This is a genomic window from Thalassolituus sp., from assembly GCF_984348125.1.
Genome location: NZ_CFHJLR010000011.1, coordinates 67,815 through 79,363 on the forward strand (window position 1 = coordinate 67,815; position 11,549 = coordinate 79,363).

An 11,549-nucleotide genomic window follows, 5' to 3' on the forward strand; every position below is an offset into this window, starting at 1 on the left:
CCCTACGCATGGGGTGTTGTATGTCTGAATTGAACGTGTCTGAATCTGCTGTTTCGCAACCTGAAGAAGGCTATAAGCCTGAGATCTTCGATCCAGCGGCCGCTGAGCTATCTACAGAAGCTACTGAAGCTGCAGCCAATCAAGCTGAACGCAAATCCAGAACCGAATTCAACAAGCTCCAGAAGCGCCTTCGTCGTAACGTTGGCAAAGCCATCGAAGATTACCGGATGATTGAAGACGGTGACAAAATCATGGTGTGTCTGTCGGGTGGCAAAGACTCTTACACCATGCTGGAAATTCTGATGAGCCTGCAAAAGAGCGCGCCCGTCAACTTCGAACTGATCGCCGTCAATATGGATCAGAAGCAACCAGGCTTCCCTGAGCATATCCTACCGGCCTACCTTGAACAGGTGGGCGTGCCCTACCATATCATCGAGAAAGACACCTACAGCGTCGTTAAAGAGATCATCCCTGAAGGAAAAACCACCTGCGGGCTATGCTCACGCCTGCGCCGCGGTACTCTGTATGGCTATGCAGAATCGATTGGCGCCAACAAGATTGCATTGGGTCATCACCGTGACGACATCATCGAAACTCTGTTTCTGAATATGTTCCACGGCGGCAAGCTCAAGGCCATGCCGCCCAAGCTGCTCAGCGACGACAAAAAGCACGTTCTCATTCGTCCTCTGGCGTATTGCAAAGAAAAAGACATTGAGAAGTTTGCCATCGAGAAAGAATTCCCGATCATTCCATGCAATCTGTGCGGTTCTCAAGAGAACCTGCAGCGTCAGAACATCAAAGGAATGCTGGCTCAGTGGGAGAAAGAACAACCAGGACGCAGTGAAAACATCTTTGCCGCTGTCTGTAACGTTGCGCCATCACAGCTGGGCGATCGCGAACTGTGGAACTTCGAAGGTCTGCAGGACGAACAGGATAAGAGCCACCTGGGTACCCGCATTGACCTACTGGCATCGGACGACTGACCCGCTCAGACTCCGCCGCCAAGCATACGCGTAATATTGACCTGCATGTCGCCGGGAGCACGGAGTAGCAGGTCAAATTCATAACGTCGCTCATTCATCATATCTTCGGCCATCGCCTTCAGGCGGCAAGCATCACGAGCCAGTGTCGGCTGCGGCATTTCAATTCTGACCAGATAGTCTTTTTCGAGAGGCTCGACGGCCAGAGTAGATACCGCAGCCGTCGGAGCTCCTGCAATACCCTTTCTTAGCCATTGTACGAACAGCCCGTGACTGCCATCGTCGTTCTGTTTACGGATCAGACGAATATAGCCTTCAGCATCTTCCGATTTCCACGGGCAAACCTGAGTCACTGCATCGACCCAGACCGGCATTACATAGGCTTCTGACAGCGCATCTTTAGATTCTGGATTCGAACCTGAACCGTGAGCCGCGTGATTATCGGCCAGAGCCAGGGCCGGTATAGCGAGCAGCGTAAGCAGCCATCGTTGCATCATCATGCACCTCCTTTGCTCAAGATTAGTTCATACCTGCCCGTGCGTCATATTCCCGTACGGGGATCACTTACGAGAACTCGGGTGTGGGCCGCTTATCCCAGTCAGGTCGCTCGTACTGTACTTTAGCAATAAAGTACGTCGTCTCACCTTTCGGCAGGCGCACCGTCACCTCATCATCAACGAACTTACCGATTAAGCCTCGGGCCAGCGGCGCATCGACGCTGATATAACCATGCGGCAAGTCGATCTCATCTTCGCCAACGATACGGTAACGCAGGATCTCGCCCTCTTCGTCTTCCAGTTCGATCCAGGCACCGAAGAAAACCTTATCCAGATCTGCGGGCGGGCGATCGACTACGGTGACTGCCTCAATACGCTTGCCGAGAAACCTGAGACGACTATCAATCTGTCTCAGGCGCTTTTTACCGTAAATATATTCCGCGTTCTCGGAGCGGTCTCCGAGCTTAGCCGCGTCAGAGACCTCCTGGGTTACCTTCGGGCGTTCGCGGCGCCATAAAAAATAGTGCTCGTCTTCAAGGGCTTTCAGCCCGCCCGGTGTAATCAGGTGCGCCCGGCGCGGCAGCGGCTTTTTATTTTCGGTCATCGTATTGCAACATCTGGTCAGTAGTTTGAGCGCACACACTACTTGCACGCGCCCTTTGAGGCTTTTCTAAAGCATAACTAATGATCCGACGCAGTGTAACTCTTGTCGGCGGCGTCCTTCTGATCGTTGCCGGGCTACTCGTTCTGCCATTGCCTGTACCCGTTGGTTTACTGATGATCATCCTTGGCGTTTCGCTGCTCGTTCCAGCGATCCCCGCTCTGTCGCGTTACCTGAAGCGTCTGCGATGTCGTTATCCGGTGACCTCAAGGCGTCTGAATCACATCAGTCCACGCCTTCCCGGCTTTGTCCGACGCGTGATTGAAGAAACGGACCCCGATAGACGAAGCTGACGGCTCCGCTCTGTGCTACCTTGTGTGCATGGAAGAAGACACTCTCAATCTGGTCACCGACCTGTTAGCGACTTACCTTGCCGACGGACACCGGTGCCCGGAATACGAACTGATCCGGTGGTTACAGGCCCCAGAGCAAGGCATATTTCGTAAAGATGCCCTGAGCGATTCTATGACTCTGTTCCGGGCTAACTTCATCGTCATGCATGCCCTGTATCGATTGCGAAATCGTTGGCTTGAGGATGCGCGGGGTTACCTTCAGATCAGTGCACTGGATATAGGACTCGTTCCTTTAAAAACTGACAGCGGGAGCGACCTGCCCGACCAACACGATGCACTCGCTGAGTATTATCTCGATCTGAACAATCTGGATACAGATCAGGCCAGCGTCGACGCCCTGTTGAACGATTTCTGGCAGCGCATGGTCATACCAGAACATTACGACAATGATCTGGCAGTACTTGAGCTGACGCCTCCGGTAGATCTCAGTACCATCCGACAGCAATACCGACGGCTGGCGAGTCAGCATCATCCAGACAAAGGCGGCGACGCAGAGGCCTTCCGCAAAGTCAGCTCCGCCTATCAACGATTACGCTATCGGCACGGCTAACAGCTGACCACGATAGAAGCTATTACGAATAGAGAGCCAACTCTGAGGACTATATGACGCACCGATTGATCTTTGCTGTATTCATTATGAGCGCCCTGTTTCCGGGCCTGGCAAACGCACTGGTGATCCTGCAGTACCACCACGTCAATGCTTCGACCCCGGCCATTACCAGTGTGACACCCGAGGTCTTCCGCGAACATATGACCTTGCTGGAAGAAAAGAACATGACCGTGGTGAACCTCGAAGAAGCGCTGCAGTCGATCATGACCGGTGAGCCCTTACCCGAGCGTGCCGTCGCAATTACGTTCGACGATGCGTATCTGTCAGTCTACGAGAATGCCTGGCCAGAACTTAAGAAACGCGGCTGGTCATTTACTATGTTCACCAGTACTGACCCGGTGGATAAGAAATACGCCGACATGATGACCTGGGATCAGCTTCGCGAGATTAAAGACGGTGGAGCTGTCATTGCCAACCATACACGCAGCCACCCCTACTTACTGGAAACCCCTGAAGGTCAGGATGCCGAAGACTGGTGGGAAAACGAAATCAAACAAGCGGAAGCACGTATTAAGGCAGAGACCGGATCATCAACCCGTATGTTTGCCTACCCCTACGGCGAGTACACACTGGAGATGGCCGAATGGCTAGAAGATCATGGTTACATTGCTTTCGGTCAACAGAGCGGCGCCGTTGGTCAGAGCGCTCATCCGCAGGTCATAGCGCGGTTCCCGGCCTCTGGGGTGTATGCCAACACAGACACTCTTGCGACCAAGCTTATGAGCCTGCCGTTTTCGATTTCAGCCGATCAGGTGCGAGACCCCGTACTGGAAAATAACCCACCAGAACTCACCCTGACCATTGATGTGGACGACTTCAAGCCCGCGCAACTGCAATGCTATGCCGCCGGCGCTGGAGAGTTGGATATAGAAACGTCTGTCGAAGGTAAAATCATGACCGTGGAGATGCAGCAACCGAACGCCATCACTGCTGGCCGGGGCCGCTATAACTGCACTGCTCCCAGTCTGAGCCAACCTGGCCGTTTCTACTGGTATTCGCAGTTGTGGGTGAACACAGACGTCAGTAATCGATAAGAGAGCGTATTGCAGGTGACCTGATGCTGCTTTAAAGCAGCATCAGACCCGCCTGATTGATTCGCTTGTCGCGCGCACGCCAGTCCGGTAAGCAAGATGTCATACAAGCTTTAAACCCCGGACCATGATCGAAATGTTCGAGATGACAAAGTTCGTGAACAACCACCAGCTCAATAAGATCCTCAGGCAGCGACAGAAGAGCCAGATTCAGGTTGATGTAACCCTTCTTAGAGAGACTGCCCCAGCGCGTACGCATCCGCTTTACGCGCAATACGGGACGCTCACGGCCGGGTTTGGTGAAACGTGGCCACCATTGTTCGATTAAACGCGTGAAACAGAGGCGTGCTTCTTCTCGCTGCCATTTATCGAGTGCCTTATCGCGTTTCTCCTGCGACCACTCCAGTGGCATCCATACTTGCTGATCAGTGACCAGAAATTCACCCAGCGCACTTTCCATAATGGGCAGTTCACGGCCATATAAAGTGACCGACGCGGCACGCTTGCGATCGCGCTCTTTCACCGCCTCACGGCGCTCGCTCAGCCAGCTTTCATGACGGCGCACAAAGGTCAGTACATCGCTCTTAGGTGTACCGACAGGCACTCGGATATCAACATCACCGTCTGAGTTCACTTGCAGGCGAATCGACTTCCGGACGGAGGCACTCAGCAGTACTTTTACCTGTTCTCCGGCGACATCTAACCATAATTCCTGCCGGTAGGATTTCCGCTGTCTCATAAGCCTGATACGATTGCCCGAATTAAGTTAATCTGATTTCTGAATATATGACTGATCTGAATAGTATCCCAGCCCTTACCGAAGAAGAACTCGAACGACTCGGCACTCTGCTTGAAGACGAAGCGGAGCGCAACGATAGCTTTGATTTCTTCGCTGTACACGGTTTCATTACCGGCCTTCTGACGGGCCCTTCGGGTGCCTCTGGCATGGACCAACAAACCCTGTGGGATTGTGCGTTTGAAGCACAACCCGGTTTCTCGAAAGCGGAACGTCAGGAAGTTGATACCCTGATGAGCCAGCTGTCGAAAGAGATACAGGCGTGGCTGGATTCCGGTCAGGACTTTCCCGTACCCACCGATCTGACATTGATCGACGATGAAAACGAACCACCACTCGAAAGCTGGGCAATGGGCTTTATGTCAGCCGTTCTGCTTAACGAAGAAGCCTGGTATGCCGACCGTGAGGAAATCGTGGCTCAGCACCTGTTCCCGATCATGTATGCATCAGGGCTGTTTATGGATGAGCCAGAAATGGCGGATATCGATGAAGATGCTGACCTGTCCGACCGTATGTGCGCCAACATTCCTGCGGCAGTCGTCGAACTTTATCTGATGATGCACGGCGCCGCCTGATCTATCAGAGCGACGTCCGGCCAATCGCGAAGCGCGTTACAGCGCTTCGGCGATTGAGTGCGGTGGGCGAATCCAGACTTCCACCCTGCTGTTCTTCTGACGGCCATCGTTTCCTTCTATGCGCGCCAGTGGTGCCTCCGCACCAAATCCATCAATCTCATCCGGATAGAGCGCCTCCTGCTTCAATGCCCGACTGACCGCCATGGCCCGATGCTTGGACAACAGGTGAGCACGATTCAGGTCGTCGCTTTCAGACGCGTAACCGAACAGCATGACATCAGCATCCGGGTTGTTACTCAGATACTTCACAAGACGCTCCACGTCACGCTGGGCTTTGTTATCTAGCCGGGCGGAACCGTCCTTGAAGCGGAAATTAACACTCAGGCGATAGGCGCCTTCAACCCGCTGACGTATTTCTGAAGGCAAGCTGGCGGTATTCTCTGGGCGAACAGCAGAAACGTCCTGTGAAATAAAGCCTGTCGCAGCCACCTGCTCCTGCCCCTCAGTCGCGACAAAACGCAGGAAGTCTCGTACGTAGGGGTTATCTGATGTACCCGCGGTGTACATGTATAAACGACGGGACAAGGCATAATCCTCAGTCGCAACCGTCAGGCGATCTGGCGCCAGCGCTGCTACATCTCCCACCGATACCGACAGCAGCTTCGATTGACGCACCGCAGGGAGGCCGACAAATCCGATCGCGCCGCGAACGCCGCTAACTCGATCAGAAAGGTCGTTATTCGATTCAAAGCGCTCAGCAGTCTCAGCCAGTGGAGTCTTACCTAATACCATATGACGGAAGCTATCCCAGGTACCCGACTTGTCATCACGTGCAAAGATACTGACTGGCATGTCCGGACCACCAACCTCTTTCCAGTTAGCGACCTGACCTGAGAAAATATTGCGGAGAGCGTCCACGCTCAACGCATTAATCGGGTTTGAGGGATCAACGATGATGGCCAGACCGTCGATGCCAACAATATGCTCACTTTCAACACTGGTCAGGTCCGCCGTTGGTATCATCGCCGCTTCGCTGGCTTTTACCGGACGAGACGCGGCGGCAATGTCGGTCAGCCCCTTAGACAGGGCTTTAAACCCGGTGCCTGAACCGTGGGCGGCGATATCGATAATGACATGAGAACCAACACTATCAAGGTAGCCTGTAATACGGGTCTCATTCTCCGCCATAGGAACGCGGGATAACTGGCTGGCACCGTGACTGGTCAGCCAGGCTTCAGCTAAAGCAGGACCAAGCTCTGCACCAATGGTGTTGGAGCCATCAATACGAAAAAGATGCTGATAACGCCCAGAGGAAATATCGCTGAAAAGCGACTCTGGCTGCTGTGCCAGAGACGGCAGGCCCGCGAAAGATAACAACAGTGCTGTGACAATTACGAAAATGCGCATAGTAGGTACTACTCAATTCACCAGCGGCGGAGAGTACCTGACTTTTATGACAGTAATATTACAAAGCTAAAAAAGCCTTTTTAAATCAGTGTGTTATATATTCCCGTGAGGCCGACTGGTATTTTTTATCAACCACCAGCTCGCGGAAATCACGCAGGGTATTCAGCGGTGCCTCAACAACAAAGCTGTTTACCAGCCAGGACGGTAAGCCACCACCAGGATCGGCATGCGCCTCGTACGTGACCTTTAACAAGCCGCCTGCCTGCGGCTCGAGCGTCCAGGTCGCATCCAGTTCACGAATCCGGACATGGTCATCGTTTGACGGGAAGATATCATTGCGCGCCTGAATGGTCACTGTGACAACGCCAGAGCTGGCGTCCTGTGTCACCAGTGATTCGCTGATGTTATCGCGGTTTTTCACAGGCCAAGGCATAGACGTCACTGTGTAGTAGGTAGCGTTATTTGGTGCTATCTCTTCAATCAGGTCCATTGCCTTGCAATTAAACACCCACTCATGAGCGCGTTTAACATCTTGTAGCAAAGCAACCGGCGCCGTCACCGTACTCTCAAGCGTTGTGATGCCTTTAAACGCTTTCATATCAGAGCCTTCGACATAGCGGGTGTATACGCGGATATCTTCGTCTTTATCGTATGCTACTTCTTCCCAGTCACCGGCAGCAGCCAATGATGTGAGCACCAGTGCCGTACTAGCCAGTGAGAGTCTGATCAATCTATTAATCATGCTTACTGCCCCCCATACAGGCAGGAGAATCGGGAATAGTTGAATCCGTCTGCCATTCTTCTGGGGTATGAAGATGCAGGGAAAGCGCGTGGACAGGCCCTGCCAGCTCATCACTGAGTATGCCGTACACTTTCTGGTGACGAGCCACCGTACGAACACCATCAAAAGCAGAAGAGACGAGAGTCACCTTGAAGTGGGAGTCTGTCGCCGGACCGGAGTGCATATGACTTTCGTTGTCTATTCGCAAAAATTGGGGCTCCAACGTTGCCAGTTTCTGCTCAATTATCTGTGCTGTGCGCTCCTGACTCATACATCACCTGACTACTTAGATTAGGCCTATCATAAACGACAATCCCGCAGTTGCACACCAAGAGGGGTTATCGCTAAAGTACGCGTTTGCGAATTACTTTACGGACGCCTTCAACCATGACCGAGACCACACAGACCCACGCCCTGATTGGAAAATATTACGAAGAAGAGCGTGAGCAACGCGAGAAAGAACTCTCTCTGGCAGAGCTGAAGCTGCGCCTCGATGCGAACGACCTTGCCATGCTGAGCATGATCGCACGTCGGTTCCGCAAAGGTCGTGATGATGTAGCCCAGGAAGTACTCTCAAGCGCATTGCTGGATCTGTTCTCCTGTATTGATGCGTCTGAACGTAAGCTGATGGCTCGCGACGCCGACGATGCCGCCAAGTCAATCGCAGACAGCATCGCCGAAGAAAACGGTGTGCGTGATGTCGAGTTCCGTACCGGATATTGGGCGCAGCAGGATCGCCAGATCGCAAAAATAGAAAAGCAGCGCGAGAAGGCAGCCAAGCAGGCAGAAAAAGAAGCCGCAATGGCAAACAAACAGGAAACGCCGAAGCCACAGGCTGAAGAACCGGCAACAGCACCTGAAGCTACTGCTGAAGACAGCAGTAACGAAGAATCGACCCACTACCCCGAAACCAGCGCGATCGAAAAAGCACCGGCCGCACTGGAAACTCAGACGGAAGCAGCGAACGAGTACGACGAAGAACAGCAGACCGCTAACGCAGAATAAGCGGCTCGATAAGCGCGAAAGACACTGTGCCGCCCATATCTACTGGGCGGCCTAAGTTGCACGGCAGTGTCTGCCGACTGTTACCTCAACTCAACATGAGTCAGGTTGGCTATTTACGCCAGATCTTCAATTCCCGGAATTCGCCCGGACCGGCTTGCATCCAGAGCACTTCACTCTGATCCGAAAATACAAAGCGATTTCCAAGTAAAAAACCTTCACGCCGGCGTCCAGAAACAGTTGCCGAGGCGTGTCTGCCTTGCTTGCGCGCAGTATCAATAATGTCTACAGGCAAAAGATCCATAGGTTGTCTCCAATCCCATCATCCTTAGCAATGCTTTGTATCACCTGATTATGACAATCAGAGGAAGGTTACTCTTGCACTGCCATGCATTACAATGTGTCGCTTTCTTGAGCGAACGTCAATCGGGATAGCGCACAATGGCCATTAACTGGTTCCCCGGGCACATGAACAAAGCCCGCAAAAAAATTAGCGAGGCGATGCCAGACATCGATCTGGTCATCGAAGTTTTGGACGCTCGTCTACCCTTCTCCAGCACCAACCCTCTCGTCAACGAACTGCGTGGCGACAAGCCAACGATCAAGGTGCTGAATAAAGCGGATCTCGCGGACCCGGCCACGACAAGCGCCTGGGTCAGCCACTTTTCAGAGCAGGCCCAGACACAGGCTCTGCCCATGGTTGCCGAAGACCGGAAGCAGGTTAAGCAGCTGATTGCGCTGGCGAAGAAAGTCGGTCAGGCGCAGCTGGATAAAAACCGCGCCGTACGGGTGATGATTATGGGGATTCCTAATGTAGGTAAATCGACGCTTATCAATGCTCTGGCCGGACGCTACATCGCACGGACTGGGAATGAACCCGCTGTCACCAAAGCAAATCAGATGATTGATCTGAAAAACGGCATCATCCTGTCAGACACGCCCGGAATTCTCTGGCCCAGATTCGAGAACGAGTTAAGCGGTTACCGTCTGGCTGCCAGTGGCGCAGTGAAAGATACCGCGATTGAGTACACCGACGTTGCCATGTTCGCTCTGGATTACCTACGTAGCGCCTATGAAAAAGAACTGACGGCACGTTTCAAACTGAAAGAGACACCGGAAAACGCCGAGCAATTGCTGAATACGATTGCGGCCAAGCGCGGCTGCCTGCGCGCTGGCGGTATCGTTGATCTGCACAAAGCATCAGAAATTGTGTTGCATGAGTTACGCGCCGGTAAAATCGGACGCATCAGTATGGAAACGCCGGCGATGATTCAGGTCGAATCAGAAGAAATTGAGCGCCAGAAAGAGGAAGCAGCGGCTGCCCGAGAAGCTGCAGCCAAAGAGGAGTCACGCGGAAAGCGGCACCACAGCGAATAATCTCTGTCGTGCCGATCTCAGTTCGGTTCAGGCTTCTTCGCTGGTTATACGCCCATGAACCTGAATGAAGGTCTCCCAATCGGGGTCCTCGTCGGCGACGACTTCGATCGGGTACAGGCCGTTATCGGTCGGGATCGCATCCAGACCGGTTTTAAGCTGCTCAAGATCGCGGGTATAGATAATCCACTGGTTGATGCCATCGTGAGTGATCATCATGGCAACGACAGAGTCTTCTTCGGGTTCAAGGCGCGCCTGCAATTGTTCTGTGAAGGCCACGATACGTGCCTGCTCTTCTGTCGCAGGAAAACCACTGCTTTCATCCCGACTCTCCGCGTTCCAGGCGATCTGAACGCACAGGCCATACAGGCCTGAGTCTTTAGCCAGTTGCCAGTCCTCGCGGAACTGAATACTGATCGGTTTATCCTTCAGGCTACCGCCTGCGCGAACCCAACGGTTGTTCACCAGCATGAAGTGTTCCTTATTGCTTTAGCGTCTGCTGTTCACCTCAGACTAACGGAAGCCGCAAAGAATGCCAATTCCGGTGACCGAAAAACCGCATCAGAACTGATTCAGAGGCACTTTCAGGTAGCTGACTCCGTTGTTTTCCGGGGCTGGAAAGTCACCGGCGCGGATATTGACCTGCAAAGACGGAAAAATCAGACGCGGCATCGCCAGACCACTGTCGCGCTTGGTGCGCATATTGATGAAATCGTCGCGACTATGATCATCGCTCACATGAATATTATCCCGGCGCTGCTCGCCGACAGTCACAGCACTTCGCAATTCAGTACGTGACTCAGGTGGGTAGTCGTGACACATATGCAATAGCACATCGTCGCCAAGAGATAGCAACTTGCGGATAGAATCGTAGAGAGTTCCCGCATCGCCGCCAGGGAAATCGCAGCGAGCCGTACCGACATCAGGCATGAATAAAGTATCACCGACAAATACATCGGTATCATTGATCAGGTAACTCGCGCAAGCAGGTGTATGGCCGGGTGTCGCCATACTCTTGATGCGGGTATCACCCAGCATCAGCTCTGCACCATCACCGAGAAGAATATCAAACTGAGAACCATCGGGTCTGAAGTCCTCAGCCTCATTAAAAATCGAGGCAAAGGTCTTCTGAATACCTTTGATCTTCTGTCCAATAACAATATTCGCCCCCGTTTTTTCGCGTATGTAGGCGGCCGATGTCAGGTGGTCTGCGTGTGCATGTGTTTCCAGTACCAGCTTCAGGTTCAGACCGCGGGATGCGATGTCATCGAGAATACGATCAATAAAGCCCGTATCTGTCTTGCCTGATTTCGGGTCGTAGTCCAGAACAGGGTCTACAATGGCGCATGACAGGGACCCGTCATCCACCAGCAAGTGCGTAAAGGTCGACGTGTCTTCATGGATGTAGCTTTGGATAGTGTGACTCATACCTTCCCCCGATCAGTAACTCATCTTGATAGATTCATTATATTAGAATATTCT

16 protein-coding genes are annotated in these 11,549 nt (G+C 52.9%); 7 read left to right on the forward strand and 9 right to left on the reverse strand.

Annotated elements, in window-relative coordinates:
- Positions 1–20 precede the first annotated feature (20 nt).
- Complete coding sequence (gene ttcA / locus AC5E51_RS09550) at positions 21–983, forward strand: tRNA 2-thiocytidine(32) synthetase TtcA (protein ID WP_488073044.1); 963 nt, start codon at positions 21–23, stop codon at positions 981–983.
- Between the two features lie 5 nt (positions 984–988).
- Here the strand turns inward: ttcA and AC5E51_RS09555 are convergent, their stop codons facing one another.
- Together AC5E51_RS09555 and greB are read right to left on the reverse strand one after the other, a co-directional pair.
- Complete coding sequence (locus AC5E51_RS09555; RefSeq protein WP_491778499.1) at positions 989–1,480, reverse strand: hypothetical protein; 492 nt, start codon at positions 1,478–1,480, stop codon at positions 989–991.
- A gap of 64 nt (positions 1,481–1,544) precedes the next feature.
- Complete coding sequence (gene greB, locus AC5E51_RS09560; RefSeq protein WP_491778500.1) at positions 1,545–2,081, reverse strand: transcription elongation factor GreB; 537 nt, start codon at positions 2,079–2,081, stop codon at positions 1,545–1,547.
- Between the two features lie 80 nt (positions 2,082–2,161).
- Between greB and AC5E51_RS09565 the strand changes: the two genes are divergently transcribed.
- From AC5E51_RS09565 to AC5E51_RS09575, 3 genes are read left to right on the forward strand one after another with little or no spacing between them, the layout of a single operon-like run.
- Entirely contained in the window at positions 2,162–2,431 is a 270-nt protein-coding gene (locus AC5E51_RS09565) for a PGPGW domain-containing protein (RefSeq protein ID WP_068443904.1), read from the forward strand.
- Positions 2,400–3,041, forward strand: coding sequence for a DNA-J related domain-containing protein (locus AC5E51_RS09570; RefSeq protein WP_488046114.1), 642 nt, complete (start codon positions 2,400–2,402; stop codon positions 3,039–3,041). The genes AC5E51_RS09565 and AC5E51_RS09570 overlap by 32 nt, the downstream gene beginning before the upstream one ends.
- A gap of 53 nt (positions 3,042–3,094) precedes the next feature.
- A complete protein-coding gene (locus AC5E51_RS09575; RefSeq protein WP_068443910.1) occupies positions 3,095–4,135 on the forward strand; it encodes a polysaccharide deacetylase family protein in 1,041 nt (346 codons plus the stop codon).
- Positions 4,136–4,166: 31 nt separating this feature from the next.
- Here AC5E51_RS09575 and AC5E51_RS09580 read toward each other — a convergent pair whose 3' ends face one another.
- Complete coding sequence (locus AC5E51_RS09580) at positions 4,167–4,871, reverse strand: M48 family metallopeptidase (RefSeq protein ID WP_297531922.1); 705 nt, start codon at positions 4,869–4,871, stop codon at positions 4,167–4,169.
- A gap of 47 nt (positions 4,872–4,918) precedes the next feature.
- Here AC5E51_RS09580 and AC5E51_RS09585 point away from each other — a divergent pair, with 47 nt between their 5' ends.
- Positions 4,919–5,503 carry a YecA/YgfB family protein gene (locus tag AC5E51_RS09585; protein WP_068436465.1) on the forward strand — a complete coding sequence of 195 codons (585 nt, stop codon included), beginning with the start codon at positions 4,919–4,921 and terminating at the stop codon, positions 5,501–5,503.
- Between the two features lie 36 nt (positions 5,504–5,539).
- Here the strand turns inward: AC5E51_RS09585 and AC5E51_RS09590 are convergent, their stop codons facing one another.
- From AC5E51_RS09590 to AC5E51_RS09600, 3 genes are all read right to left on the reverse strand, one after another.
- Entirely contained in the window at positions 5,540–6,910 is a 1,371-nt protein-coding gene (locus AC5E51_RS09590; RefSeq protein WP_084188988.1) for a substrate-binding domain-containing protein, read from the reverse strand.
- Positions 6,911–6,995: 85 nt separating this feature from the next.
- Positions 6,996–7,652, reverse strand: coding sequence for an START domain-containing protein (locus AC5E51_RS09595; protein ID WP_491778501.1), 657 nt, complete (start codon positions 7,650–7,652; stop codon positions 6,996–6,998).
- On the reverse strand, positions 7,645–7,962 hold the full coding sequence (locus AC5E51_RS09600; protein WP_068439494.1) for a BolA family protein: 318 nt from the start codon (positions 7,960–7,962) through the stop codon (positions 7,645–7,647). Before AC5E51_RS09600 ends, AC5E51_RS09595 begins: the two co-directional genes overlap by 8 nt.
- 116 nt (positions 7,963–8,078) lie before the next feature.
- On the opposite strand from AC5E51_RS09600, the gene AC5E51_RS09605 reads away from it, so the two are divergent.
- Positions 8,079–8,696: a hypothetical protein gene (locus tag AC5E51_RS09605; protein WP_068439495.1), complete on the forward strand. Its 618-nt coding sequence runs from the start codon at positions 8,079–8,081 to the stop codon at positions 8,694–8,696.
- A 109-nt stretch (positions 8,697–8,805) separates the two neighbouring features.
- Here the strand turns inward: AC5E51_RS09605 and AC5E51_RS09610 are convergent, their stop codons facing one another.
- On the reverse strand, positions 8,806–8,997 hold the full coding sequence (locus tag AC5E51_RS09610; RefSeq protein WP_068439496.1) for a hypothetical protein: 192 nt from the start codon (positions 8,995–8,997) through the stop codon (positions 8,806–8,808).
- A gap of 137 nt (positions 8,998–9,134) precedes the next feature.
- Here AC5E51_RS09610 and ylqF point away from each other — a divergent pair, with 137 nt between their 5' ends.
- Positions 9,135–10,070, forward strand: a complete 936-nt coding sequence (ylqF, locus tag AC5E51_RS09615) for a ribosome biogenesis GTPase YlqF (protein ID WP_068439498.1) — start codon at positions 9,135–9,137, stop codon at positions 10,068–10,070.
- A 27-nt stretch (positions 10,071–10,097) separates the two neighbouring features.
- Here ylqF and AC5E51_RS09620 read toward each other — a convergent pair whose 3' ends face one another.
- Together AC5E51_RS09620 and AC5E51_RS09625 are read right to left on the reverse strand one after the other, a co-directional pair.
- On the reverse strand, positions 10,098–10,538 hold the full coding sequence (locus AC5E51_RS09620; RefSeq protein ID WP_068439500.1) for a DUF695 domain-containing protein: 441 nt from the start codon (positions 10,536–10,538) through the stop codon (positions 10,098–10,100).
- Between the two features lie 90 nt (positions 10,539–10,628).
- Positions 10,629–11,495 (reverse strand): MBL fold metallo-hydrolase, encoded by an 867-nt coding sequence (locus AC5E51_RS09625; RefSeq protein WP_068439502.1) that lies wholly within the window; start codon positions 11,493–11,495, stop codon positions 10,629–10,631.
- Positions 11,496–11,549: the final 54 nt, after the last annotated feature.